32 protein-coding genes are annotated in these 26,450 nt (G+C 39.2%); 3 read left to right on the top strand and 29 right to left on the bottom strand.

From position 1 onward, the window contains the following. Positions 1-387: 387 nt before the first annotated feature. The gene (locus EDD71_RS13345) at positions 388-1,044 is read right to left on the bottom strand and encodes an HAD family hydrolase (RefSeq protein WP_133629241.1); all 657 of its coding nucleotides are present in this window, start codon (positions 1,042-1,044) and stop codon (positions 388-390) included. A 28-nt stretch (positions 1,045-1,072) separates the two neighbouring features. Continuing rightward, positions 1,073-1,231 carry a hypothetical protein gene (locus tag EDD71_RS15425; protein WP_166636485.1) on the bottom strand — a complete coding sequence of 53 codons (159 nt, stop codon included), beginning with the start codon at positions 1,229-1,231 and terminating at the stop codon, positions 1,073-1,075. Positions 1,232-1,529: 298 nt separating this feature from the next. Here EDD71_RS15425 and EDD71_RS13340 point away from each other — a divergent pair, with 298 nt between their 5' ends. Then, positions 1,530-2,033, top strand: a complete 504-nt coding sequence (locus tag EDD71_RS13340) for a nitroreductase family protein (protein WP_133629240.1) — start codon at positions 1,530-1,532, stop codon at positions 2,031-2,033. A gap of 117 nt (positions 2,034-2,150) precedes the next feature. Here the strand turns inward: EDD71_RS13340 and EDD71_RS13335 are convergent, their stop codons facing one another. The 15 genes from EDD71_RS13335 to pduA all read right to left on the bottom strand — a co-directional run bounded on the left by EDD71_RS13335 (position 2,151) and on the right by pduA (position 15,106). After that, a complete protein-coding gene (locus EDD71_RS13335; RefSeq protein WP_133629239.1) occupies positions 2,151-2,699 on the bottom strand; it encodes a BMC domain-containing protein in 549 nt (182 codons plus the stop codon). Positions 2,700-2,709: 10 nt separating this feature from the next. Next, positions 2,710-4,041, bottom strand: a complete 1,332-nt coding sequence (locus EDD71_RS13330; RefSeq protein WP_133629238.1) for a 4Fe-4S dicluster domain-containing protein — start codon at positions 4,039-4,041, stop codon at positions 2,710-2,712. Positions 4,042-4,094: 53 nt separating this feature from the next. Continuing rightward, entirely contained in the window at positions 4,095-5,537 is a 1,443-nt protein-coding gene (locus EDD71_RS13325; RefSeq protein ID WP_133629237.1) for an aldehyde dehydrogenase family protein, read from the bottom strand. After that, a complete protein-coding gene (locus EDD71_RS13320) occupies positions 5,518-6,492 on the bottom strand; it encodes a cob(I)yrinic acid a,c-diamide adenosyltransferase (protein WP_133629236.1) in 975 nt (324 codons plus the stop codon). Before EDD71_RS13320 ends, EDD71_RS13325 begins: the two co-directional genes overlap by 20 nt. Before the next feature lie 19 nt (positions 6,493-6,511). Beyond that, positions 6,512-6,796 carry a EutN/CcmL family microcompartment protein gene (locus tag EDD71_RS13315; protein WP_133629235.1) on the bottom strand — a complete coding sequence of 95 codons (285 nt, stop codon included), beginning with the start codon at positions 6,794-6,796 and terminating at the stop codon, positions 6,512-6,514. Positions 6,797-6,801: 5 nt separating this feature from the next. After that, a complete protein-coding gene (locus EDD71_RS13310; RefSeq protein ID WP_133629234.1) occupies positions 6,802-7,548 on the bottom strand; it encodes a flavoprotein in 747 nt (248 codons plus the stop codon). Positions 7,549-7,624: 76 nt separating this feature from the next. Next, positions 7,625-8,281 carry a phosphate propanoyltransferase gene (locus EDD71_RS13305; RefSeq protein ID WP_133629233.1) on the bottom strand — a complete coding sequence of 219 codons (657 nt, stop codon included), beginning with the start codon at positions 8,279-8,281 and terminating at the stop codon, positions 7,625-7,627. Further along, a complete protein-coding gene (locus EDD71_RS15970) occupies positions 8,274-8,795 on the bottom strand; it encodes a BMC domain-containing protein (protein WP_133629232.1) in 522 nt (173 codons plus the stop codon). Before EDD71_RS15970 ends, EDD71_RS13305 begins: the two co-directional genes overlap by 8 nt. A 1-nt stretch (position 8,796) precedes the next feature. Continuing rightward, positions 8,797-9,225: a glycerol dehydratase reactivase beta/small subunit family protein gene (locus EDD71_RS13295; protein WP_133629231.1), complete on the bottom strand. Its 429-nt coding sequence runs from the start codon at positions 9,223-9,225 to the stop codon at positions 8,797-8,799. Continuing rightward, on the bottom strand, positions 9,218-11,047 hold the full coding sequence (locus tag EDD71_RS13290) for a diol dehydratase reactivase subunit alpha (RefSeq protein WP_133629230.1): 1,830 nt from the start codon (positions 11,045-11,047) through the stop codon (positions 9,218-9,220). Before EDD71_RS13290 ends, EDD71_RS13295 begins: the two co-directional genes overlap by 8 nt. 27 nt (positions 11,048-11,074) lie before the next feature. Next, positions 11,075-11,587: a diol dehydratase small subunit gene (locus EDD71_RS13285; protein ID WP_133629229.1), complete on the bottom strand. Its 513-nt coding sequence runs from the start codon at positions 11,585-11,587 to the stop codon at positions 11,075-11,077. An 11-nt stretch (positions 11,588-11,598) separates the two neighbouring features. Further along, entirely contained in the window at positions 11,599-12,288 is a 690-nt protein-coding gene (locus EDD71_RS13280; protein WP_133629228.1) for a propanediol/glycerol family dehydratase medium subunit, read from the bottom strand. 15 nt (positions 12,289-12,303) lie between these two features. Further along, on the bottom strand, positions 12,304-13,968 hold the full coding sequence (locus EDD71_RS13275) for a propanediol/glycerol family dehydratase large subunit (protein ID WP_133629227.1): 1,665 nt from the start codon (positions 13,966-13,968) through the stop codon (positions 12,304-12,306). 23 nt (positions 13,969-13,991) lie between these two features. Next, positions 13,992-14,807: a propanediol utilization microcompartment protein PduB gene (gene pduB / locus EDD71_RS13270; RefSeq protein ID WP_133629226.1), complete on the bottom strand. Its 816-nt coding sequence runs from the start codon at positions 14,805-14,807 to the stop codon at positions 13,992-13,994. Positions 14,808-14,824: 17 nt separating this feature from the next. Next, the gene (pduA, locus tag EDD71_RS13265; RefSeq protein WP_133629225.1) at positions 14,825-15,106 is read right to left on the bottom strand and encodes a propanediol utilization microcompartment protein PduA; all 282 of its coding nucleotides are present in this window, start codon (positions 15,104-15,106) and stop codon (positions 14,825-14,827) included. Between the two features lie 227 nt (positions 15,107-15,333). On the opposite strand from pduA, the gene EDD71_RS13260 reads away from it, so the two are divergent. Together EDD71_RS13260 and EDD71_RS13255 are read left to right on the top strand one after the other, a co-directional pair. Further along, complete coding sequence (locus EDD71_RS13260; RefSeq protein WP_133629224.1) at positions 15,334-16,545, top strand: sensor histidine kinase; 1,212 nt, start codon at positions 15,334-15,336, stop codon at positions 16,543-16,545. A gap of 21 nt (positions 16,546-16,566) precedes the next feature. Then, positions 16,567-17,328 carry a response regulator transcription factor gene (locus tag EDD71_RS13255; protein ID WP_207669352.1) on the top strand — a complete coding sequence of 254 codons (762 nt, stop codon included), beginning with the start codon at positions 16,567-16,569 and terminating at the stop codon, positions 17,326-17,328. A gap of 43 nt (positions 17,329-17,371) precedes the next feature. On the opposite strand, the gene EDD71_RS13250 is transcribed toward EDD71_RS13255, so the two are convergent. From EDD71_RS13250 to EDD71_RS13195, 12 genes are all read right to left on the bottom strand, one after another. Then, positions 17,372-17,830: a hypothetical protein gene (locus EDD71_RS13250; protein WP_133629223.1), complete on the bottom strand. Its 459-nt coding sequence runs from the start codon at positions 17,828-17,830 to the stop codon at positions 17,372-17,374. Positions 17,831-18,012: 182 nt separating this feature from the next. Next, the gene (gene rpiB, locus EDD71_RS13245) at positions 18,013-18,462 is read right to left on the bottom strand and encodes a ribose 5-phosphate isomerase B (protein ID WP_133629222.1); all 450 of its coding nucleotides are present in this window, start codon (positions 18,460-18,462) and stop codon (positions 18,013-18,015) included. 22 nt (positions 18,463-18,484) lie between these two features. Beyond that, complete coding sequence (tpiA, locus tag EDD71_RS13240; RefSeq protein ID WP_133629221.1) at positions 18,485-19,243, bottom strand: triose-phosphate isomerase; 759 nt, start codon at positions 19,241-19,243, stop codon at positions 18,485-18,487. 59 nt (positions 19,244-19,302) lie between these two features. Beyond that, complete coding sequence (gene dhaL / locus EDD71_RS13235) at positions 19,303-19,962, bottom strand: dihydroxyacetone kinase subunit DhaL (RefSeq protein ID WP_133629220.1); 660 nt, start codon at positions 19,960-19,962, stop codon at positions 19,303-19,305. A gap of 40 nt (positions 19,963-20,002) precedes the next feature. Further along, the gene (locus EDD71_RS13230; protein ID WP_133629219.1) at positions 20,003-20,998 is read right to left on the bottom strand and encodes a dihydroxyacetone kinase subunit DhaK; all 996 of its coding nucleotides are present in this window, start codon (positions 20,996-20,998) and stop codon (positions 20,003-20,005) included. 56 nt (positions 20,999-21,054) lie between these two features. Further along, the gene (locus EDD71_RS13225; RefSeq protein ID WP_133629218.1) at positions 21,055-21,390 is read right to left on the bottom strand and encodes a Lin0368 family putative glycerol transporter subunit; all 336 of its coding nucleotides are present in this window, start codon (positions 21,388-21,390) and stop codon (positions 21,055-21,057) included. A gap of 41 nt (positions 21,391-21,431) precedes the next feature. Beyond that, the gene (locus tag EDD71_RS13220; protein WP_133629217.1) at positions 21,432-21,827 is read right to left on the bottom strand and encodes a Lin0368 family putative glycerol transporter subunit; all 396 of its coding nucleotides are present in this window, start codon (positions 21,825-21,827) and stop codon (positions 21,432-21,434) included. Between the two features lie 322 nt (positions 21,828-22,149). Next, positions 22,150-22,395: an HPr family phosphocarrier protein gene (locus tag EDD71_RS13215; RefSeq protein WP_133629216.1), complete on the bottom strand. Its 246-nt coding sequence runs from the start codon at positions 22,393-22,395 to the stop codon at positions 22,150-22,152. 14 nt (positions 22,396-22,409) lie between these two features. Then, positions 22,410-22,808, bottom strand: a complete 399-nt coding sequence (gene dhaM / locus EDD71_RS13210) for a dihydroxyacetone kinase phosphoryl donor subunit DhaM (protein ID WP_133629215.1) — start codon at positions 22,806-22,808, stop codon at positions 22,410-22,412. A gap of 308 nt (positions 22,809-23,116) precedes the next feature. Continuing rightward, complete coding sequence (locus EDD71_RS13205; RefSeq protein WP_133629214.1) at positions 23,117-23,743, bottom strand: class II aldolase/adducin family protein; 627 nt, start codon at positions 23,741-23,743, stop codon at positions 23,117-23,119. Then, positions 23,728-24,675, bottom strand: coding sequence for a sugar phosphate isomerase/epimerase family protein (locus EDD71_RS13200; protein WP_243116468.1), 948 nt, complete (start codon positions 24,673-24,675; stop codon positions 23,728-23,730). The genes EDD71_RS13205 and EDD71_RS13200 overlap by 16 nt, the downstream gene beginning before the upstream one ends. Before the next feature lie 80 nt (positions 24,676-24,755). Beyond that, entirely contained in the window at positions 24,756-26,327 is a 1,572-nt protein-coding gene (locus tag EDD71_RS13195; RefSeq protein ID WP_133629212.1) for an FGGY-family carbohydrate kinase, read from the bottom strand. Positions 26,328-26,450 lie beyond the last annotated feature (123 nt).

Genomic DNA, 26,450 nt, shown 5'->3' with positions numbered 1-26,450 from the left:
TGTAAGGCCTTTTTCGGTGGTCAGCCGCAGGGCATCCGCCGAAAGCTCGATAAACCCTGTCCTCGTCAACTTACCTCTGGTAAGTCCCGGCGCTTTAAATGTTATTTAAATAACAATAACTCTGATTTCACCTCCTTACAAAATATAAATAACTGTTTTTAGCTTATACTAAATCAATACTTTCATTATAAAATATATTCTCTAAATGTAGAATATGTATTAGCTATATTTTGTTTTGATATATTTTTAACAATTTATGAACAAATAATGATCAAGAAAGAATACTTGTTCTGTTAGCGTTAATCACACAGATAACTTAAAAAATTCCTACAAAGGACAATAGAAGAACATAAAAAATATATGAAGCATCTATATGACTCATCCTTTTTATTCAAACAGTGCTTTTAGCCTTTCAATATTTACATCCTCTATGCTATATACTATAATATCCGCCATGGATAAATCCTGGTTTCCAGAGTTTATGTTTTTAAACCCTACACATTTCATTCCCGCTGCCTTTGCTGCCTTTACTCCGTTATGGGAATCCTCGATTACTACGCAGTTTTCAGGATTTACCCCAAGCTTTTCAGCACTTTTTAGGAAAATATCCGGTGCAGGTTTACTCCTTTCAAGATTCTCTCCGCTTATAACAGACTCAAAATAATCACCTATGCCGAATTTTTCAAGTACAAGTTCTATATTTTCCATTGGCGAAGAAGACGCAAGGGCTATTTTTATTCCCTCTCTTTTGATACTCCCAAGCAGATCCTTAATTCCTGGTATGGGTGTTTCATCACTCTCTCTTAAATACTCCATAACTTCTTCCAAGTGCATAGAAACAAGTTCTTCAACCGTTTCATTTAAATTGTATTTGCTTTTAATTATTGTCCACATTTCTGTATTAGTTGTACCTACGAAGGCATCATACTCCTCATCAGTAACGTTTATATTAAGCTCCTTGAACCTTCTTTTACAAACCTTTTCATGGACCGGCTCGCTGTCGACTATTACTCCATCCATATCGAATATAACTGCTTTTAACATAATACCACTCCTTCCGCATTCTTAATTTTCATCTACTGATGCTCCTTATTACATTCCATCCATCAAGATAACTTTTTCTAAGTTTCATTTCAGCTAATCCCCATGCGCCCCTGCACAGGTTTTCATTTGAAAACCCTGAATCTGAAGCGGCTTTCCTCATCTCCTCATGATATTTATCAACTGTCATTTATCCTCCCCCTTATATAAAATGGCCGTATTAAGATGATTATACCATTACTTTTTCACCTCAGCCATAAAGCATATTTAATTTTCGATATTAAAATATTATTTTTCCCTCTACAAACAATGAAACAAAAGTGATATATTTATTTATATATTTTAGAATCTGTGCATATTTATAGTAAAAATTTTTGCATTTATATGGATAACAAAGGATATATAAAACTGGTCTAACAGTTTACCAAACATCACAGACAGTCATATTAAATATAGTATAACTATTATTAAAAAGGGGAGATGGGTTTATGGATTTTCTTGAACTTTTAAAAAAGCGCCATAGTGTGCGTTCCTACAGGCCTGATAAGGTTGAAGAAGAAAAGCTTATGAAGATATTAGAAGCTGGAAGGCTGGCACCAACCGCTGCAAACAAACAGGCCTTTAAAATAGTTGTAATCCACACGGAGGGACATGAGGATGAACTTAGAAGAATTTACAATAGAGACTGGTTTGTAAAGGCACCGATAATACTTGGAATATGTACAATTCCTGAAAAGGCCTGGGTAAGAAGCGATGGAAAGAATTACGGCGATGTGGATGTTTCAATCGTTATGGACCATATGATACTTGAGGCCACGGCCCTTGGCCTTGGAACCTGCTGGATTGGAGCCTTTGATAAACAGGCAGCCATTGAAGTGCTTAAACTTGGTGCTAACTTGGAGCCGGTAGCATTTACTCCGCTGGGTTATGCAAGGGAGCAAAACTTTATAAAATATAGAAAGGATCTTGATGAAATAGTGATTTATAGGTAATAATATGAGTGTCCGGCGTTTGGACACTCATATTATTTTTTTATTACATCATTTAAAAAATACCACCCATAAAAAAGCACCCCTACCTCTGAAGTGCTTTTGCAAAATGTATAAAAACTACAGCAAGCTTTGAAGAAGTTCCTTTCCTGGAGATGGTATAACCACCTTGTTCACCATCATTCCACTCTTTAAAACGGCAGCAGCGCCGGATTCAACTGCAGACCTCACGGCACTAACTTCTCCTGTTAGAGTTACAAAGGCCTTGCCTCCTATCCCTATTCCAGGCCTCACCTCAATAAGCTCTACATCTGCAGCCTTCACTGCAGCATCCGCAGCAACTATGGCTGATGCAATGCTAAAAAATTCCATGACACCAAGGGACCTTAGCCTTTCTACCTCTGTAGATGAGTTTATTGCAGGGATCAGCTGAGGGTGAATATTTGGAATTATAAGCTCATCGACCACATAGGCACCGCCGCATTCTAATCCTGCAGCGACTGATGCCTCAACAGCTCCTACATTTCCCGCAATCAGAACAATATATTTACCAGGACATACGGTTTTCGCCAGAAGAAGATGGACCTTTGCCGCTTTAATCATGGTGTCTGCAGTTTCAATTCCCTTTGCTATGCTGTTTAGTTCTATTAACCCTATACTTCTGATCATAATTCCACCCCTATTCCGCATTTTGAATGACTATGCTGTCACCTGTTACTGCATCTACAGTGCCTGATATGCTGGCATGAATGTTTGCCCCGATCTGCCCCATATCAACCCTTCCTATAACCTGTCCTGCCTCAACACTGTCTCCTGCATTTACAACGGGTTTAGCAGGCACACCTATATGCTGCCTCAAAGGGATTCTTACCTTTGAAACCTTTAGCTCTTGAAGCTCCCCTATTATCTGCCCCTTATAGGAATTAAGTCCAAGCCTTGCCACAAGCCTTGATGTTGGAACCCTTCTACAATCCCTCATCTCATGTGCCTTCACTTCCCTTAATGTGTTCTGATATCTTATTCCCTTTTCCCTAAGCTTTCCCTTAAGATATATGTTCACTTTCCTCGGAGATAGTCCCATTGGGCACGCATAAAGCTCACATATTCCACATTCAGAGCAAGTAAGGGCCTCCTTAAACACGTCGCTATCCTCAGAAAGGGCTATTGCCCTCATAATTTTATGGGGGCTAAGGGGATGACCTAAAAGATGCCTGGGACACATATCGGTACAGAAGCGGCACTGTATACATGCCGATTTTGCCTGATTTATAATGTGTGTAAGAGGCCTTCTATCCCTTTCAACAACATAATGGTTTTTAGGAATTACTATTACAGCGCCGTCGGTTTTCGTAATCACCCTGTTTTCCACGTCTTCATCGGCTATTTTTCTTCCCATCATGGGACCGCCCATTATAACATCATAATCCCGGGATAAGGCTCCTCCACATGCCTCAATACACTCCTTAAGGGATGTTCCGATTGGAACTTTTAATAGCCTTGGTTCCCTGACATCCCCTATAACTGAAAGATATTTCTCGGTTACAGGTGTATCATTTATGGCCCTGTAAATGTTATAGACGGTACCGACATTAGAGACAACTGCGCCAACGTTTAGTGGAATCCCTCCCGGAGGGATTACCCTTCCCGTTACCTCATATACAAGCACCTGTTCGTCTCCTGCTGGATAAATGGAATCAAATCTATGAAGTTTTACCCTCGAATTAAATCTTGATATCGCCTCTTCAAGGGCCTTTATCTCCCTGTTGTATTTTTTCTTTATTCCAATAACGATATGCTTTGCTTCAACCCTTTCAGTTATCTTTTCCAGGGCCTCAATTATCTCACTGGCATGTGTCCTCATTATATACTGATCAGTCTTTAAGAGGGGCTCACATTCCAGACCGTTAACGATTAAATACTCTACCTTACAGTTTAATTTTATATGGGCAGGAAAGCCTGCTCCACCTGCACCTACTACACCGGCTTCATAAATCTTGTCCAGCAAATCCATACACTACACCTCTAATTTAAAGTTAAAGACACCAGACATGGGCTGGTGCTTTATTAAATAATCCTGAAGGAATCCACCATTACGCAGCGCCTCTGCCTCGTAAAGGTTGCAGTATTGGTAAGGCCTTCTCCAGTGGGCCCCGCTATGGTAAAGGTTGTAAATCCTTCTCCCCCGAAGCCTATTCCAGCGTAGGAAGGTGCGTTTTTAACGAATATTGTGGTATTTATTACCCTTGCCATTTTAGTTAAATTATCTATGTTTTTCGAGTGCATCATGGCGGTATGGCGGTTTCCGTGCTCATCTAAAACTGCAAGGTTAATGGCCTCATCGACGTTTTTTGCTTTGACTATGGGAAGAATTGGCATCATAAGCTCCTCCTGCACAAAGGGATGATCGTTTTCTACCGTGCATATTAGGCACTCTACTCCCTTTGGAGGATGCACTCCTATGGCCTTAAGTATTTCTGATGCATCCTTTCCAACCCATTTTTTGTTTATCATATACCTCTTTTCACGGGGCTTAATATCGCATCCACTGGAACCCTTTGATGGTTCCTCTGTGAGTACAACCTCCATAACCCTTCTTATCTCATCATCCTTTAGTTCGTATACATTTCCATTCGCCTTCATTTCCCTTATAAGCTCATCATAAACCTTTTCAACCACTATGGCTTCCTTTTCTGCAATGCAGGGCATGTTATTGTCAAAGCTGCATCCAGCTATTACGTCCCTGGCAGCCTTTTTAATATCCGCCGTTTCATCTATGACAACGGGTGGATTTCCTGCTCCTGCCCCTATTGCCTTTTTACCTGAAGATAAAACCTTTTTCACTATTGCAGGCCCTCCCGTTGCAACTACAAGCCTTACCTTTGGGTGGGAGATCATCTGGTCTGTGCTTTCTATTGAAGGCTTTCCTACCGTTGTTATAATATTTTCAGGTCCTCCGGCTTCTATTATCGCTCTGTTTAAAATTCTCACGGTTTCCAGTGATGTTTTAACTGCACCAGGGTGAGGTGAAAATACAACAGAGTTGCCTGCTGAAATCATTCCTATGCTATTACATGCTATAGTATCTGGAGGGTTTGTGACAGGAGTTATGGCACCAATAACGCCATAGGGCGCCATTTCAATTAATGTAAGGCCCTTATCCCCCGTAAAGGCAGTCGTTTTGAGGACTTCCGTACCCGGAGTCTTTTCTGATACCAACTTTAATTTCAGATATTTGTGGTCAACTCTTCCCATTCCGGTTTCTTCAACGCAGAGCTTTGCAATGGACATGGCGTTGTCAAGTATGGCCTTTCTCATTGCTCTTATCAGCCTTTCCCTCTGCTCTATTGTCATTTCAATGAGTTTCCTCTGTGCCCTGTCAGCGGCTTCAATGGCATCGTCCATGCTATCAAATATTCCGTCGCCGTTTTTTATCTTAAGGCTTCTTTCGTTCATTTCCTTTAATACCTTTTCTATTATTAGACTTAATTCATTTTTCTCTAATTCCATACAAAAAGACCTCCTTAAAAACCTTTACTCCATGGGATGCAACGATCATATCCTCCTCGACGGTTCCTCCGCTTACACCGATTGCCCCAAACATTTCTCCCTTAACCCTTAAAGGATACCCTCCTCCAAAGGTTACAACCCTTTCCATATTGCCTATACCATAGAGCTCCCCTCCTGGTTCCGAAGGCCCTTTGAGCTCATGGGTCGGTTTTTTAAAAATAGCTGACGTAAAGGCTTTATTTCTTGAAATTTCTATACTGGCAAGAAGTGCTCCATCCATTCTCTCCTGAACTATTATATTTCCGCTGGCATCAGTTATGGTTATTACCACAGGCACCTTTATTTCCATGGCCTTTTCTATACATTTATCAAGTATATGCCTGGCAAATTCCCTATCAATGGTATCCTTTGATCCAAGTTTTACCCCATGCTTTACCCTGTCCTTGATGTCTATATAGTCAATATAGCGGGCAATGGTATAAATGGCATCGGATAGCCTGTTTATATATTTTAGAAGATGTTCATTAACGTCAAATTCATCCTCCAGATGAGCAATATGCCTCTCAGCCCTTCTAATCACTGTCCTTGCCACATCCAAAAGGGCAGATTCCTCAGTTCCTCCTGGAATTATAAAGGCGTTTATCTGTGGTTTCAGGCCGTCGTAATGGTCTATGAGCTTTTCAAGACTTAATACATCCTCCTCATCAATCCTCGGTTTATAGCTTTCAGTTCCTGTAGATGCAAGCTCTGCCCCAACCTCAAAGAGTTTCTTTTGAATTCCAAGTATGGCTTCCCTAAGCTCACTATCCCTTATTTTGCTTCTTGCAAGCCCAAGACTTGAATTAGCCTCATCTATAGTGCCATAGGACCACACCCTGGGGTCTGATTTTCTGGTCCGGCTTCCCCCAAGGAGGCTAGTTTCACCTTTATCCCCTGTTTTGGTATATATCTTCATTAAACCAGCTCCCCCTAATTTAATCCTCTAAAAACTTTTCATCCACCTCTATGGTGTCCACTATACCTATAATTGAAGCATCAGCAGGTATATTTCTATCCTCATATACGTGCCTTGCTCCACTGCCTGTAATTACAAGGACAGTTTCATTAACTCCCGCCCCCACAGTGTCAACTGCAACAATAACATCACCCATGGGCTCTCCCTTTAAATTTATCTTCTGAACTATTAAAAGCTTGGTCCCTACAAATTTGGGGTCCTTTTGTGTGGAAACAACGTTTCCAACTACCCTGGCAAGAAACATATTCTTTACTCCTTTTCCCTAAGGTATTTTATTGTAATTCCATTGCTTTCTATATAATCCCTCGCAAGTGGGCTTATCTTAGTGCCTCCCTCAAGACAAAGTTCAACGTGACCCTTCCCCATGCCCAAAAGATCCTCCAGGGTTAATATATTTGAAATAATCTTTTTTTCAGCCTTAGGAGGTTTACTGCTCTCAAACTTGATACCCAGTGCATGGCGCAGTCTTTCATTTAATTGGCCTGCATCCGTAAACTCAATTCCCATATTTTTAAGCCTTTCGCAGTAATTCAAAAGCATTTGATTATAATACTTGTTTTTGGTATAGCCAAGGGAAATGTTCACAGGGTTTTCAGGGTCAAAGCTGTCCTTAACCACCAGTATTTTTTTATTCATCATAACCGCCTCTGATATTCCAAGGGTTACAAGGTTATCCGCAATTCCCAGGCTAACCTTTGAAAGAGTATTTCTAGTCATAACAGGAATTACTACAAGATCTGCCCTGTTTATTTCTCCTGTCATTTCAGACTTTTCCCTTATGATTTTGCCTTTTAGACTTTCTATATACTCCCCGGGTATCACCCTTGCTGCTGCCTCGGACATTACAATGCCGTAGCTTGCCAGAGGATTTTCCCTTAGCACAGTAAAAACTTCTTTTATATTTACAGCTCCCCCTGTAATAAAAAGAAGCACCCTTTTGTTCAATCTACTGATAATTTCCGCAGCTAAAGCTTTTATCAATTCGTCTATATCCATAAACTCACCCCGTTAAAGGTCATTCTATTACAATGGACATTACAGACGGTAGATTTAACACCTGCTGTTAAGGATATCATCGCCTGTTTATCCTAATAATCCTTACCCTATCTCCATTTTTTATCTCTCCTGCATTTGCCTCATCTGTATCTATGTGAAGCTCAAGGGCGGAATTTTTGCTCACTCTTATAAGCACGTTTTTAAATACAACTCCTTTATCGCCTAAGGTCTCAACATCAACCCTGTCACCATCTTTAACCCCGTATCCTTCCGCATCCTCAGGAAGCATATGAATGTGCCTTGCCGCCACAATCACACATCCGCTTAAAACCTTCATTCCCTTTGGCCCTATAACAGAGAGGCTTTCCGCCCCCTCAAGGTTTCCTGACTCCCTTAAAGGCGCCCTTATTCCAAGGACGTAGGAATCGGTCCTTGATATTTCTATTTGGGTTTTGCTCCTGACGGGCCCTAAAATCCTCACCTTCTCAAAACATCCCTTTTTCCCGGCTATGCACACAGTTTCCTCTGCGGCAAACTGCCCTGGCTGGGTGGTTGGGTTTCTTGGGGTTAGCTTATATCCCCTCCCAAAGAGCACCTCAAGGTCCTCCTGTGAAAGGTGTATATGTCTGTTGGAGACCCCAACAGGGATGGAAAAGCTTCTGTCCTTAACATCGTATTTATCTAAAACTTCCTCAACTATCTCCTTTAAAACATTGCTATCCATATTATTCATCATCCTTCACCGGCCCATCCTTTTTATAGTGAATACAAAGATTTCTCGGCTGTCCCTTTTTTCTTGGACATGCCGGGTCACCGCATATGTTGCATATCTCTTCCTTTGCTTCTCCCTTAGTTTCTTCTTTTATTTGTAATTCCGCTTCTTCACATTTTCCCTTTGATTCTTCTTTATAATTGCCTTCAGCAAGATCTTCACTTGATAAAACTTTTTTATTTTCAATTCCAACCGTAAGGGATGATCTTTTTATTCCATCTAAATTTTCTGAAGGCCTTGGAATAATTAAAGCGCTGCACACCCTGTTTACCCTTGAGGCACTTTCCTTTGCTGCCTCAAGTGCAGCCTTTACTGCTCCAACATCCCCCTCAATTTTTACAGTTATCATGCCATATCCCTTTGTAAGTTCGTATCCTATTAAAGATACGTCAGCAGATTTTAAAGCCGCATCGGCAGCCTCAACCGCTGCTGCCATTCCAATGGTTTCTAATAATCCGAGGGCTTTTTCACTCATTTTATCCCTCCCTGGACAATCTTTCTCTAAGGATTGCTATTACCTTATCCTTTATAAATTCCATATATTCTTCATCCCCCTTACTGGAGACGTCCTTAAGGGGCATTGCCTTATAGAGCCTTGCAGCGTTGTTACCCAGGCTTCTTGCCCTTTCTCTTTCATAAAATTTTAGTTCCACATCAAAAAGGGGATTGATTTCTCTAAGTTTGTTATAGTGAATAATAACTCTATTTCTTAATATGCCCACAGCTATCCCCATTCTGGATAGCTGTGCGCTGTTATATGTTTCCTTTATTAAGCTCATGTTCTTAACATTAACTACGGAATATGGAATTCCTTCTTCTTCCATACCCGCCAGTACTTCCTTTAAAATCAGCTCATTTGCCTGTTCTGTACACACTAATATGCTTGGCTTTTCTATATCATTCATTTTTACTGCTCCTCAAACTGTTATAGTATGATATTACAAGGCCTGTAGCCACCGCATTTCTTGGACCTAAAGCTCCCCTTATATTCCCTCTTCCACATACGATTCCATAGCGGGAGAGCTCATCCGATATCATCTCGGGTATTTCAAAGTCAAGGGCAGAACCGCCAACTAAGACTACAAATTCAATCCCTCTTATATTATTAAAGGGTGCTACATCCTCCAGAGCACGTATTACATTTGTAATAAATACCTTCCGCTTTGCCTCCCTTCTTATGGTTTTTATCTTCTCAAGTGAATGCCTCGTTGGGATTGGTATCATTTCCTCCCCCTTTACAACAACATTTCTGGCAAACAAATTGGAAGGCAGAGGCTGCTGGAAAAAGCATACAGTACCATCCTCATATCTTATATTGAAGAGGCTTTCAACCCTTGCCATAGGATATTTTTTAATCTCCTCTGCAAGGTTGTAATCCTCGAGACCAAGCTCCGAGTTTATAAGCATGGTTACCATTTCTCCAGCACCTGCATGGTGAATGGATTTTACAGCTCCATCCCTGTTTATATATGCAGAGTCCGTTGACCCTCCACCAAGATCCAATATTACAAGTGGTTTTGCAGTGCCAGGGGTTGTTAAAGCCCCGAGGACTGCCATGTTAGCCTCAACCCCTCCTATTATAACCTTAACGCCTGTTTCCTTTTGCAGTTTTGCTGCTATATTTTCCATGGGGAGCTTGTTCGTTTTAACCATAGCTGCAAGGGCCACAGCGTTTTCCAATGCAAATTCTCCGGCAAGCCCACCCTGAACCCTTTGGGGTACGAAGGTATCAACGGGTAATATATCCTGTATTTTTATATCTCCCTGGCTTTGTCCTGTAAGTTCAGACATGACCTGCCTTACTCTTTCCATCATTCCGCCAACGTTTGTACCCGGCTCTCCTGATGCATCCTTAAGGGGCCAGACTTCCTTCAGCGCCTTTATAATTTTTTCAGATCCTTCCTCTATGGCAACTCTTTTTTCTCCCGTTCCATAAAGAATTATTTTACCTGCTGGAATAACCCTTTCTTTAACCTCTCCCTCCGGAGTCCTTATCACCACAGCGGACCTGTTTCCAATTAAAGCTCTGCTTATTGGAATTATGTGCTTTGTTTCCTCCGGAGTGAGATTAAATATAGTTGCCAGACCATAGGGATTTGATAAAACCTTTATAGTTTCTCCGGGGGCGGCAACCTCCACAGCTGAAACCATTCCCATGGGTATCCTGTCTATATGGGTTACCTCATCTACGATAGGAATTTTTCTTTCAAGCCTGTTTGATATGAGTACTCCATCATCTCCCTGAACAATGGCTCCCTGGACCTTTATTCCCTTTTTAAAGGCAAGGTTTAGCCTCCTTGCAGCAGTTTCAAAATCAACTGATTTTGGAATGACGCATATCACTTCCTCAGTTGATGAAACGTAATCTATTTCATCTATGAAAATAGTTCTTCCAATTCCAAGGCCCAGCCCTCCCGGAGTATCGGGATTATGGCCTATCATTGTGGATTCTGTGATAACCGTCTGGGTTATTGTCTCCATAGCCACATCCCCTATTACAGGCGTAGCTTCATTTATACATATTGCATGGAGCTGTGAAATATCAACCTTTATGTTGCTGCATGCTTCCTTAAGTGCATTATAAACCCCCACAACATTTTCCACGGTTCCCTTTATGCCTGTGGTTCTTACAATGCTGCTTGAAAGAAAGTTAAGCTCCTTTTCTATGTCGGCAATGGCAACCTCCGTTGTGGAATTACCTATATCAACCCCCGCAATCAGCTTCACTTAAATCACCTCGTAAATCCAGTTAGTTTATGCCCTTAATCTTCCTCTCTTTTCATAAACTTCAGCCGCTTCCCTTACAAGCGCTGCGTTCATTACAGCCCCATATTTGTTCTCAAGCTCCTCAGCAATGGCCAAAAGCTCCTCTCTGGTTGAGCGGTATGGCCTAAGTGCGTTATATATTTCAAGAACCCTTTCATCCGGAACTGCCGTAAGCTCTGCAGCTCTTCTGAGGTTTCTGGCAAACTGCACTCTTCCAACGGCTTCGGCTATTTGAGCCTGATAAAGAAGAACATCGGCAGTTATCTTTATATCCTCTGGCTTGATACTCCCATTCATTACATTTTCTATGTTTATATCATCAATGCCCTTACCCGTATTAGTTTTAATTAAATCTTTTCTCCTTTGAATGAGTGGATAATCATCAACTCCCAGCTTTTCGCCACATTTTGCAGCAGGCTCCTTTTTCTTCTCCTCCCCTGGGGTTGAATTTAGTGCCTTTAATACCTCATTTACGATTTGTTCTATTAATGCGCTGTCCATCCTATTCCCCCCTATTTAAAAACTACCTGAATCTCAACAGGCTTTGCGTTAGGCACAACGTGCTCAGTTTCCTTTATGTGAAGAACTGCTGCCTTTGCCTGATACCTTGGTCTTGCCATCTGGTCGTTTCTAACAGGTACAGGGTCAGGTGACTCACCCTTGGCATATTTTGCAGCATTCTTTCCTATTGCCCTGTAGGTTTCAAGGTCAATAAGAGGAGCCTGTGGGAACAGTTCAAGGTTATTTAAAGGCTCAAGATCCTTTTGGTGAATAACAGTAGTACCCTTCGACTGTATTCCAATGCCTATTCCTGAGCCGCTAAGCTTGGCAGCAGTATGACTTATAAAGGCTACATCTGAGGTATGCAGTACCCTTATTACCCTTGCGGAGATTCCCTCTTCCTCGATTCCTGCCAGAACTTCCCTTAAAACTTCGTCATGGGGAATATCGATTATGGTTTTGGTTTGACTAATTCCAAAGGCTGGACCTATGGCTACTACAACCTCGTCACTTCTCTTTCCAACTGCAGCTTCCCCTTTATTTAAAAGCTCCATCTTTCCTGATGTAGTGCCTGAGCATGTCTTGTTTTCACAGGATTTTTCCCTTTGAGGGATTTCATTTCCACCCTTTGCATTAAGCTGCTTTAACACTTCCTGTGCGATCATTTCTATTAATTCATCGTTAGACAAAGTGTTTATCATACCTGTCCCCCCTTATTACATCCTGTTCGGATCCAGTGCTGTATTTATGTTCTTAATTTCTTCCCATCTCGCTCCTTCAAGCCTATAACCTGTGCCAGGTCCCATGTAATCATTAGGATTGTTTACTGCTGTAATTACATTGAAGTCCCTGTCGAATATCGATGATGTATGGAGGTAATCCCCGGCAACTCTTTGCTTGAGCATATTGAGAACCCTAACCGCAATGTCATCATATCCTCCCTTATAGAGTGCCTTTACGATATCAAGCCCTGTTTTGCCCTTCTTTATAAGATCCTGAGCTGCCTTCAGATCCTCAACGACAACCCTGTCTGGAACATCCTTGCTTCCATGGGCATAGGTTGCAGCTTCAACCTCTTCATCGGTTATAGCTGGAAGCCCCAGTTCCTTAAATACAGCCTGGAGGGCCTTTGCTGCTCTGTTTCTTATGGCAATGACTTCTTCCTCCTTAACTGGTCTTAATCCCCCATCCACCTTGAGGTCCCTCTGAAGAACAAGATAATCATCATAGTCATCTGAGTCGAAGTTTGAACCTGCAAACATGTTATCATAGTTAGGAACTGCACTATATCCTGAGAATATGAAATCTGTCCCCGGGAGGAACTGCATCATTGTCCTTGCAGTCTTTCTAATTTGTGAGTGGGTGAATGTCTGGTCGTTTCCTGATGCAACCTCAAGGTCAAGCATTGTGGTGATCAGGTTCTCAGCAAGAACTGCCCTGATTCCTCCTGAAACAGCACCCGGAACGCCAATACAGCTTATTGAACCGTTTTGAAGTCCCTGAACCCCTGCTCCCTTTGTGATCATTATGCATCTTGCTTCAAGGTAAAGCATTGATTTTCCTTCTGCATAACCCATCTGTACTTCAGAACCTGTGCCTGAAGTAAATCTCATCTTAAGCCCCCTTGATGCATAGGCAGATGCCAGGAAGGATTTTGACCATGGTGTATCATCTCCATCCACAAACACCTGCTCTGTACCATATACCGATATGGTTTCTGCATAAGAAGTATATCCCATCATACCAAGCCTTAGCTCAGTTGCTTCTTCAAGTGCACACTGGGTTAAAACCCCTCCCCTGCCTGTTTGTGCACCAATAAGAAGTGCAAGGGCATTGAATGGAGCGTATCTGACTATTCCAACAGTAGTTTCCATCTCATCAAAACCCCTGAGGGCAGCCTCTGCTGCATCTGCAGCTATGAGGATAGGATTGTCCTTAACATTTGTAATGTGGCATTGATTAGAAGGTCTTTTTCTTGCCCTCATTTTCTGAAGGGCCATCATCATCTCAACGACATTTAGCTTGTCAACAACCTCAACTATTTTTGCAGGAGTTATGGACGTTGTAATCTTTATGATCTCTTCCCTTGGAACGTTTATATCGACAAGCATCCTTGCAATTTCGAGTGAATCCATTGACATATATTTTTCAGCGTTTTCAAGGTTTATTGCATGATCGGCTATAAATATGTCTATAAAATCAAAGTCTTCCCTCTTCTTTCCATCCATCTCAACGACTTTACCGTTTTCAATTTTTATTCCTGGCTTCGGGTCATTAGGACTTCCAACTGCAATAAGACCAACTTCAGGCCAATCCTTCACAAATCCATCCTTGTTTACGTCTCTGCTTTCTAAAACCTCAAACCTCTTAGACCTTTTCATACTATCAACCACCTATCCTGTTTTTATATATAAGGTTTTGTTGATGACACAGGATTTTGGCCCATCGCTCTCATGACCTTAAGCCCTACTTCCCTTGCAGAGATTATAGCCTGTCTTACTGCGCCGGAGTCCCCTGTAATTGTAAGCACAACTTCATTTGTATATGAGTTCCCGTGGGTAGGTGAACCATATGTTACAACATCTACACTTGCTGTCTTTAATGCGGTATCTGCCATTAATACTCCAATGGCTGCGGGAGCACCAACTATGATTCCAAAGGCTTTTCCAAGGGGTGCTCCAAAGGCTTTGTTCAAACAATAGCTTGCCCTTGCAGTGTATTGAAACTCGAGATGCCCCGCATCACATCCATAAACATCTCCAAAGGTTCTATCAAGTTCCTTTAATGCAACTTCAACTGCCCTCCTTGCGTCGGATACATCCTCAGCAGCAACAATGATAAGTGAGCCATGTCCTGCACCTCCCTTGGTATCCCTTGGAAGTTCAACAGTTACAACTTCACTGTTTGTAGCCTTTACTGCTTCATCAACTGCCATAAGTTGAGGACCTGCCCCTGTTCTTGCCCCTATAATGCCGATTGAGCGATATTTCTTATCCAATCCCATTTTCTCATGCAAACCTCTATCAACATTTGCAATCACAAGGCCTACAGTATCGCCAATGGCCGTTCCAACAAATTCAGTGAGACCTGATACACTCATAACTACTGCCTCCTTTTTTACTTCCTCTTTCTTAAGCGGGGGCTGAACTTCCGCTGCCCCCTGTGTACTCAGCCTTTTTTTAACCTCTTCGAGAATCCTTTCAACCATCTGATTATCCATAGGCTATCACCCACTAACTATTCTTCAAACTTTGGAAGTATCTTTTCAACATCAGTGTGAGGCCTTGGAATTACATGGATTGAAATAACTTCCCCAACTCTTCTTGCCGATGCTGCACCGGCGTCTGTAGCAGCCTTAACTGCTCCAACGTCTCCCCTTACCAATACGGTTACAAGCCCAGAACCTATCTTCTCGTATCCAATTAAAGTAACGTTTGCTGCCTTTACCATGGAGTCTGCCGCTTCAATTGCAGCTACAAGGCCTTTTGTTTCGATCATGCCTAATGCTTCCTGACCCATAAACAACCCTCCACAACAAATATTTTCAAATGAAGTAAAGTACAGTATAATAATACTATAATACTTGTTTAAATTTTCTGATTATTATGTCTTGTTTGCCTCTATTTTTTACTTTTTAAAATTGAATTTTTTATACGTGTTTTTGTATTTATTTTACATCCTGCTATGCAGTTATTTATTATAAGACAAGCCCATATCTCCAAAGTTATCCTGGTGAGGTGATTAATGTGACTGAACCCCATAGTTACAGCATTAGTGAAATAATCGATATATCAACCCTTCAAAGTATTCAGGATAAGTTCTCTAAAATGCTGGATTTAGCAGCGATTACTGTGGACGAAAAAGGAGTGCCTATTGTAAATGCAAGCAATTTTACTGGATTCTGTAAACTCATAAGAAACAGTCGGGAAGGATACAGGCGCTGCTCCCTCTGTGATGCTGCCGGAAGCCTTAAGGCCATGAAGTCAAAAAGCCCTGTCATATATAGATGTCATACAGGCCTCACCGATATGGCTGCACCATTAATGGTAGGAGACACTTATCTTGGTGGAATGCTGTGTGGCCAGGTAAAGATAAGGAACCAGAGTGATAAGGATATAGTGGACCTTAAAAGGCTGTCGCATGAACTTGATATACCCTTTGAAAGCCTTGAAAGGGAATTTAAAAAGATCCCAACTATTTCATACGAAGGCATTAAAGACGCTTCTGAATTCCTATACATTTTTGCAAATTACATTGCAAAAATGGGAATGGCAACAATTGCACAGAGCAGGCTTCTTGAGGAGACCAGAGAAAAAGTACGGCTTGAAAACCTGCTAAAGGATATTCAAATCAAAACGCTACAATCTCAGATAAATCCACATTTTCTTTTCAACACACTGAATACCATTGCAAGAATAGCACTCATCGAAGGGGCATCAAATACTGAGGAATTGATTTACACACTATCGGACCTTTTGAGATACAGCCTTAAAAACTCCGAGAATATGGTAAAAATCGAAACAGAAGTAAACAATATCAAAAAATATTTGTATATTCAAACTGTAAGATATGGTGACAGAATTAAATACCACATAGAAATGGATAATGAAATACTGAACTCAAAGATTCCTGTTATGACGCTTCAGCCAATAGTAGAAAACGCCATAATACATGGCCTTGAAAAAAAAGCTGAGGGTGGAGTTCTCTCCATTGCAGGAAAAAAATTTTTTAATGAATATATTATTATTGAGGTTTCAGATAATGGAGCTGGAATTCCTGAAGACAGGTTAAAGTCAATATTCAATGAGAATAGACCCGACGGTAATATCACAGGCCTTGGTATACAAAATGTGGACCACAGAATCAAATATTATTTTGGAAAGGAATATGGCCTGTATATTGAAAGCAGGATGGGAGAGGGCACGAAGGTTTTTATAAAGCTGCCATATGTTAAATAGGGAAAAAATGGGGGTGATTTTGTGTACAAGCTAATGATTGCCGAGGATGAATCGTTAGAAAGAAAAGCCATTAATATAATCATTAAAAAACATTTTGATAATATCGAGGTAGTGGAAGAAGCGAAAAACGGGCTGGAAGCAGTAAGAATCGCCAAAAAAACAAAACCGGATATTATAATAATGGACATTAAAATGCCCGAAAAAGGCGGAATTGAAGCTCAAAAAGAGATACTGCAGTTTCATCCCACAGTTAAAACCGTCATTTTAACCGCATATGATGAGTTTCAGTTTGCACATTCTGCAATTAAGCTAAATGTAGTAGATTATCTTCTAAAGCCCGCAAGGCCCCTGGAGCTTGTTGAAGCTATAAACAGGGCTATTTCACATATTCAATTCAACAAGGAGCTTAAGGATGAGGAAATTAATTTAATAAATAAGTCCTTAATTGAGAAGGCCGTCAGCTATATACATAAAAACTATTCAGGAAACATAAACCTCGAGTCAGTCGCATCATATGTTCACTTAAATCCCCAGTATTTTAGCAGATATTTTAAGGCTAATGTTGGAATGACGTTTATCGATTATGTATCAAAATTGAGGATAAAAAGGGCCAAGGAGCTTTTGACATCTACAGATGATAGCATAGGTGAAATTTCCTTTAAGGTGGGCTACATAGATCCTGGTTACTTCAGCAAGGTGTTTTCAAGGCATGAAGGGGTATCTCCCCATAAATTCAGAATGGACCATAAGACTTCAAATATGAGGATTAATCATATTGATTAATAATAAAACTTCTCCTACAGCCTTACATCTGTAGGAGAGGCTTTTATTGTAGAAACTTATCAAGTACATTCTTTGCTTTTTCATATTCCCATTTCAAAGGCACAACCCGTTTAACTTCCCTTTGTTCATCCGTAATCCATAAATCTATGGTATCTGTATTTTTCAAGACCTCTACAAATTCCTTCTGCCGCCCCCGCGGTTCATCAGTGATAATTCCTTCATATACAGCATGAGCATTATGAAAATACATGTCAAACCTCATTACAAGATTTTTCTCCTTACCATCGTGTACATTTTCAACGTATGTAGTTATTTGAACATCAAATTCCTTCTCCTTATTAATCATTTCAATTGTATCATCGTTTGCTACAATCATCATTGAAACCATCTCTTTATGCTGAGGTCCTGCAGTTATTGCAGGCATCATGGAGTTTTTAGGATATGTTTTAAATATAGTATAAACTTCATCCATATCTTCATGTGCTTTAGGCCTATCCTTCATATTCATGCCTCCCTTAGAGAATAAAATAACATTCATTTAGATAGTATTAGTAGATTTCTTCTATATAATGCATAAAAATAAGTTAGGCAAAAACCTAACTTATTTTTATGCATAGATTATTTTAGTGCATGAAAGTTCCTTGTCACATCTATACTTGATTATGTTTAGTAATATCATATCATCTATCTATACTTTCTATCTATTTCTTCAACCAAAGCAACTTTTGGCGAAGATGGGCCTGGTGTAAATTCGGATTCCAGCCATGCTTTTAAAATTGTCTTGGCAAGTTCTGGCCCCACTACCCTTGCCCCCATCGTTATAATCTGAGCGTTATTGCTCTTTCTAGCACGTTCTGCCGAATAAACATCGTGGCAGAGTGCAGCATATACACCTGGTATTTTATTTGCAGTAATGCACATTCCAATACCCGTTCCGCAAAGAAGAATACCCCTTTCAAAACGTCCATCGGCTATTGAAGTGGCAACCTTTTCAGCAATTAAAGGATAATGTGTTTCATCATCAGGCGAATTCGTCCCCATATCTTCATATTCATATCCCAAATTACTAAGATATTTTTCTATTACCTCTTTAAGCTGAAAAGCAGCTGAATCACACCCTATTGCTATTTTCATATTTTATCCCCCCATCTAAAATTTATTTAAAGGCGCAAACCATCTTTTCAAAATTTTCAGCCTTCAGTCCGAAACGTCCTATAAAAACTCCATCAACATTTTCTTTTAAGCACAATTTTTGAGCACTTTCCGGACTGACGGAACCACCATAAATAATTCTAACGGCCTGACCAACTTCTTCTCCATACCTATCAGTTATTACGCTTCTTATAAAACTATGTACCTCTTCAACATAGTCTTCTTTTGCAGCTTCACTCTGACCTATTGCCCATACAGGTTCGTAAGCTATTACAACCTTTTCAATCTCATCTTTGTTAAGGCCATCCAGAGCCCATAATATTTGAGTCTCCAGCCTTAACTTTCCATAATTGTTATTAAGATCGCTTAAAGTTTCACCTATGCATATTATCGGAATCATCCCATATTTAAAAATCAACTTTATCTTCTTATTAACCGTTTCATCCGTTTCATTTAAGTTTGCTCTTCTTTCCGCATGCCCAACCTCGACATAAGTACATCCTAATTCTTTCAAAACTAATGGAGGCACTTCACCTGTAAGAGCTCCTTTTTCTATATAACTGACGTTTTGAGCTCCCCACTTTATACAGCTTCCCTGAAAAATTTTTGAAATAACAGGTATCATGGGATATGTAGGAATTATAAAAATATCGATTTCATCAATCTTTCCTACAAGATTCCTTATTTCTTTAGCTAATTCTTCCCCTTTATAGATTGAATCTATATGCATCTTCCAGCTCGAACCAACTATTTTTTTTCTCATTTCAATTCTCCTTTTTATTTAATAGCCACTACCCAGAGGGCAGTGGCTATTAAATTATGCTAATAATTTTTTTTATAGTTCAGCAAGTTTCTATAGAAAACTTCTAGTATCATACAACTTGATGCTGAACCCGGATCCATATGGCCAATGGCCCTCTCTCCAAGCCGCATTGCTCTGCCTTTCCTTGCTATTAGGGGTATTGTAGACTGAGATCCCTCTTTTGCCCTTTCCAAAAATGTTCCAAAGGCCTTTTCAGGTTTCTCGCCAGACTCAATTGCTTCTGTAAAAGCATTAAGTCCTGGTCTTAAAGCATCTACCATGGTCTTATCACCAACGACAGCTTTTCCTCTATTTTCAACTGCCTCAATACCTGATTTAAACATTTCATAGAACTCTTTAAAGTTTACTCTTTCCTTTCCATGGGCAGGTTCACCAAGCTTCATAAACATACTTCCGTAAAGTGGACCTGATGCCCCTCCTACCTTGCCAAGCAGGGCCATACCAACCTTTTTAAATATTACGGTCAGATTCTCATTTTCCCATTGCCCCAAATTTTTCATGACTTCTCTGAAACCTATACTTAAATTGGTTCCATGATCCCCATCGCCTATTTCTGAATCCAGTCCAGTTAAATAGTCTCTATTTTCTTCAATCATTTCTGCAAGATCTTTTATAACCTTTATAAAATAGGCTTTATCTAAAATAAAATCTTCATACATTATATTGTCCCCCTTTGTGGCCACCCCTGTTTTAAGATAGTTATTTTATTACACAATAAGGCGCATCACAAGGGTAGTCTAATAATTCCTTAAGCTCATCATCTAATTTCATAAGAGTAATGGACATACCTGCCATATCCATTGAAGTTGCGTAGTTGCCTACAAATGAATTATAAATCTTAATTTTCTTTTCTTCTAATACCTGAGCCACTCTCCTATATGCTACATGTAAATCCATAAGTGGTGTTGCACCAAGGCCATTTACAAGGACACTAACTTCATCACCTTCATTGAACGGAAGATCGGGAAGTATGTAGCCCAGTATCTCGTCAACAACTTTATCTGCAGGTTCTATCTTAGTCCTTCTCACACCTGGTTCACCGTGAATTCCCATACCAACTTCCATGTCACCGTCTTCAAGCTCAAATATTGTTTTGCCGGTAATTGGAAGGGTAGAGGATGACATTGCAACTCCCATTGATCTCGTATTTGCATTGGCCTTTTCAGCAGCTGACTTAACTGCATCAAGATCATATCCAAGAGCAGCTTTGGCGGCAGCAACCTTAAATACATAGAAATCTCCAGCAACTCCTCTTCTATTCTTAATCTCAGTTGAAGAGTAGACGTCGTCAGTTACAAGGACTGTTTCTACTCTAATACCTTCTGCTGCAGCCATTTCAGCACCCATATCAAAATTCATAACATCTCCTGCGTAATTTCCATACATATATAAACATCCCTTGCCTGCGTCAACTGCCTTGACAGCATTATAGCATGGTTCAGGAGATGGTGAAGTATTAATATTACCTATAACAGCAGCGTCGGCAAAACCTTCCCCAACATATCCAAGGAACAGTGGCTCATGACCTGATCCTCCACCAATTATGATTCCAACCTTATCCTTTACGGGTGCCTTTTTGCTAACTACAACACGGCCATCATTCTCAAGAAGCTTTACATGCTTATTATGCGCCTTGCAGAATCCTTCAAGCATTTCTTCTACAATATTATACGGATCATTTATAAGTCTTCTCATTTTTTCTCCTCCCTCTCAATTCTTAAACCATTTCATTTCTTAAATATAAATTGCATTTACAAAAAGAGTGATAACATAAATCCTGCAAAGACTCCTCCAACTACTGCACAGGCTATTGTTGGAATAGCTTTCTTAAATTTATCTCCTGAATAAACCGATGCAGCTATTAAACCAGTACCTGCTGCCCATGCCATGTCTATCCATGCTTTTCCACTCTGGTTTATCATCCCAATACCATGATTTAAAAGCCATGTGGTACCAACGATAAAACCGGCTGCCATCCATCCGCCAATTGCTCCCCAGTTTTCAACCATTTTGCCCCACAGCAACCTTATTAAAAATGGAAATATAAAAGCTCCCACAAAAGTTGCGATAGCCAACTTTAAAGTCATTTATCTCGCCCCCTCTCCCTTTTATTTTAAAGTTTCCCTGATTAAACATTAAGTTCTTTAGATTCATTTGCAGTTATCACAGCTTCCTTTGCCATATCCTTCTGAATAGCTGCTGCACAAATACCGCCCGTCATTCCACCAAGTATGACAATGATCAATGTAGGTATTGACTGTACCAGTGGATTAATTGAACCTGCCAAAAATACGTCTCTCATTGTACCAGCAATTGCAATACCCAAAGCCTGATCCACAAATGCTGCTCCATTTTCGTTATTGATTATTCCCAAATAGTGATTTAAAAACCACATCGGCGCGATAATACAAAGTCCTGCAAACCATCCACCTAGTAAACCATATTTGTCTGATAGAGCTCCCCAAACTGACATTACAAACATACCTGCTATTGCGTAACCTAAAAACGTCCTGAAATGTTTCATTGCAATTCCCCCTTCCTTTATTTTAAAATTTTATTTAATCTTTAACCCCTCAGCCATTAGTCTTAATTAAATAAAAATCTATTTCAATGGCAAGAAGTTAAAAGATTATACTTTTTTTAACTGAAGTCATTACTCTGTTTCAACTTTTTATATTCACCTAAATAAGGTGCAAATTATATACCAAAATTAATATACTATTCTTAATTTTATAAATATAGGAAAATTAATGCTTTGATGGTTTTACATTTACTCCATTTTTTGATCATTGATATTTTTTACCAATGTAGTGCTATTTCCTTCCAAATATCTATAATTTTTAGCTTTAAAAAATCTTTAATATTTCTTCTAGAACTACTTTTTCATCTTCACCATCGATAATTAATCCTATAGTTTCTCCACATCTTATGGCCAAACTCATCAAATTTAATATACTTTTCGCTGATACTGTTCTATTATTTCTCTTAATAAACACATTGCTTTTATATTTATTCGCTATCTTTACAAGCTCACTGGCTGGTCTGGCATGAAAACCATCCTCTCTTTTTATGGTTACCATCATATCAATCATTGTCCATCATCCCCTTATTCCTGTAGTTTACTTAAACTTTTACTTTCAATAGCCGTTTCAATAATGTTTTTAACATTATCGGTAACAGTTGCCTGAATAACAGCACCTAAAGCCCCTTCCACAATAGGCGCATCAACAATTGTTATCTTTTCTCTAATCTCATCATCAAGCATATCCATCGCCATTTCCGTTGCCATTATTGAACTTCCAAGATCAACAAAAACAAGAATATTATCTGCATTTTTGACCTCTTCAAATGTTTCATAAATTTTTAATGTATTTGTACCGATTCTGCCATTTTCTGTTCCCCCTGCTGCCCTTATCATAATTTTGCTATTATTCATTTGCTCGGCAATATCCTTAACCCCCTCGGCCACTTTCTCACTGTGGGAAACTATTATCACTGCTATCATATTCATCCCTCCTTTGAATAAACTTTTTCCAGTCTTTTTTATGTCAGGTCAGATTTTCAATTTCTACAACCTAAATCGCAATTTTCGTGCCAACTTTTCTTAATCTTAGTTATTTTAAAGCCCTTGAATTTAGAGGATTTTAAATACTTTATCTAAACTTTTGATATTTTTATAGGTAATTTCTCCTGTTTGTTGAGATTTTTTTCCATAGAAAGTCTTTTTATAACAAAAGGACCTTAATTAAAAGGTCCAAATTTTATATTTATTCGTTCTGTAATAGTGGGCAATTCAAAACTTAATGCATAAACTTAAAGGTTTATAATTTTATCAAATTCACGCTGTGGGATTTCTTGTATTTTTTTATCAAGAATTAGAGCATGATAATAAATTTTTGCTACATCCTCAACATATTGCATTTTTAAATACGCATCCTCTAAATTATTGCCAACTGTTAGAACTCCATGTTTTTCTAAAAGACAAGCATCCGATATTTTTAAGGGCTCTACAATACTTTCTGCCAATTCTTTTGTACCTGGTCTTTCGTACTTTGCAACAGGAACATGTACGCCGTATGCCATGGCTTCAAAAACGATTGGCTTTATTTCCATTGGTATTACAGCAAATACGGTTGCAAAAAGTGAATGTGTATGGCAAACTCCATTTATATCTTCTCTATTTTTATAAGCCATTAAATGCATCTGTAACTCACTTGATGGCTTATAATTTGTTTTATTCTCAATTATTTCCCCATCTATATTAACAACAATAATAGAATTGGCATCCAAGTCATCTCTTTTGGCGCCTGATGGTGTAATTAGAATATAATTTGTATTTTCATCTCTTATACTAAAGTTTCCTGATTTATACTTGCATAATCCGTCTTTTTCTGCTTGTTTTGCAACTTGAACCAGCCTTTCTTTTAATGATTCCAGCATTTTTTACCACCATCCACCCTCTTGTTTATAATATTTTTCCAGTACCTAACACTTTCTTTTAGAGAGGGAATAACTTCATAATCTGCATTGCCAAAGGGCTTGTAAAACAGTTCCATTATTAAGTAAATTTCATCAACGCCAGTTTCACAAACTGCATCCAAAATCTTTTCTCCATCGATAATGCCTTTTTTATTGTATTCTTCTGTAAAGGGCCAATGTCTACTTGCCTCTTTGTCCGTTTGCTGTATGTGCAAAATTTTTGTATATTTCAACAACTCCTTTATCCAGCTAATTGGGTCTCTGTCCCTTTCGTTATTCGATAATATATTAAGATGGCCAACATCCAGATTTAAGTATATTGGAATTGATGACACACTATTAAGTTTTTTATTTATATAAAGGCTTTCTTCAATTGTACAAGGATATTCTCTTGGAATCGACATTGGTTCTATTAATAAATATTCCAAACCTTTTTGAGATGCATAATCGGACAGTTCTCCCATTATATTTATGTAATCATTTAATACTTCATTTTTTCTTTTTTCATTTTGTATATCAGCCATACTAAAAGCCCCGACATACACTCCTGTAGATTTAGACCCCATTTGTGCTGTTTCATCAATAGCCTTCCTATACCAATTTATAAAAGATTTTCGTACTTCCTTATCTGGGTGTAACAAGAAATTTGTTTGATGGGAGATCGCACCGGAAGCTGTGTTGACAATTTCAATTCCCTTTTTCATTGAATATTCCCTAATTTCCTCGCATATTTTCTCTCTAACTTTCTCTTCTATTATTACAGGATCCAAAAGGTCAAAATAAAATTGAACATATTTTAATTCAAGTTCATCCGTAACGATGTCTATCCATTCCTTGGGTAATGGAAATCTATTTAAGGCAAAACTTGTATTCATACCAAGCTTTATATCCATCAAAAATCGTTCCTTCCTCAAAATATTTTTTCGGATAGCCTGAAAGGGCTATCCGATTTTTCATTTATAAAAATTCATATTTATGCTAACAATTGCTTCATCATTCTTTTCTGCTGCATTTCTTTCATAGTCTCACCTAGTTCATCCCACATATTCCAGTTAGTCATGTATATTGTCTTATATAAATTATATAATTTTTCATATTCTTTATGGTTAGACATATCCGGTTCATATAGCCTCTCAAATCTCACCATATGGCTTATGGCTTCATCATAATCACTAAAAAGTTTAATTGCTACAGCAGCGTTAATTACTGCTCCCTTGGCACCAAATTCACTTCCTGCAGGAACTTTTATAACTTTTCCTGTAGTATCAGCGAACATCTGGCACCATAAATCGCTGGACGCTCCACCACCAGACAGATGAATTTCAGTAATCTCTCCAGGCATATGTTTGTAGCAATCCAGCATTTCCATAGCTACACCTTCATAAACGGCCCTTAACATATCATATTTTGTATTGTTTAAACAAATCCCCATAAATTGCGCTTTTGCCGAAGGTTTTACAAAAGGAGCACGTTCTCCTCCTGGACTAATATATGGGTGATAAACCACCCCATTTGATCCTATTGGAATGTTCTTTACCTTGTCTTCGAAATACTTATATAAATTTATGCCTAATATTTTTGCAGCGTCCTTTTCGGCCTTAGCTATTTGGTCAATAAACCAGTCCAAATTCGGAGTCCCATTCATGGCACCTAAAGCCCTCATCCATTTACCCGGAATTCCATGTGCTATGGTCATTCCAACATTCAATGGTGTTATATCAGGTGTATCCATTGTCACTTCGTTAAAACATGTTGTCCCTACAATTGAACATCCAATTCCACTATGAATAGCATCTACTCCTATGGCAGTTGATACAACGTCAAAGGGGCCAGTAACAAGGGGAGTTCCCTTCCTAAGACCAGTAACCTCTGCAATATCATCTTTAATGTATGATATTGCCTCACTGGCTGGGATAACCTCCGGTAACATCTTTCTCATATCCTTAATTCCATAGTACTCTAAGGTTTCATCTGAATATGTTCTATTTACTATATCAAAAAATGGTAATGAAGCATCTGTTTCATCTGTTGCAATAACACCTGTAAGTTTAAATCTTAGCCAATCCTTGCAATAAAATGCGTAAGCTATTTTTGAAGCATTATGGGGCTCGTTATCCTTCAACCATCTTAATATTGCACCCTGAGCTCCAGGAAACAAACTTGAACCGCATATGTTATATGCCTTATCACAAATGCCTTCCTTTTGCCATTGATTAATTAAATCTGCAGCTCTGCCATCGGACCATAATATGGCATTTCTTACGGGATTGCCATCCTTATCTATCATCCAGCAGCCATCGCCTTGAGCAGTTAAACCTATTGCAACTATATCATCTGGAGAAATTCCTGAACTTACTATTACATCATTTAATGTCCTTACTGTTGCAATAAATACCGAATTCATATCTTGTTCTGACCAATCAGGGTTAGGAGATAAAACCTCTGTCTTTTGTTTCGAAACATAAATTTCATTTCCCCTAGTATCAAACAGTACACTTTTTACTAAAGAAGTTCCAGCATCAATACCAATTAAGTATTTTGCCATACTTTATCCCCCTTTAAAATATAAATAATAGTCTCTTGCAAAACCTTGAAAGGCTTAATTTTCAAGGCTCTGCATTCATCTATATGCAGGATATCCCCCAACATTTATCGAATTATATATGTA

Origin of the sequence: Fonticella tunisiensis (genome assembly GCF_004364155.1) — a bacterium.
Lineage (GTDB): Bacteria > Bacillota > Clostridia > Clostridiales > Caloramatoraceae > Fonticella > Fonticella tunisiensis.
The sequence above is the reverse complement of the archived record's forward strand: the minus strand, read 5'-3'. Positions and strand labels throughout refer to the sequence as shown.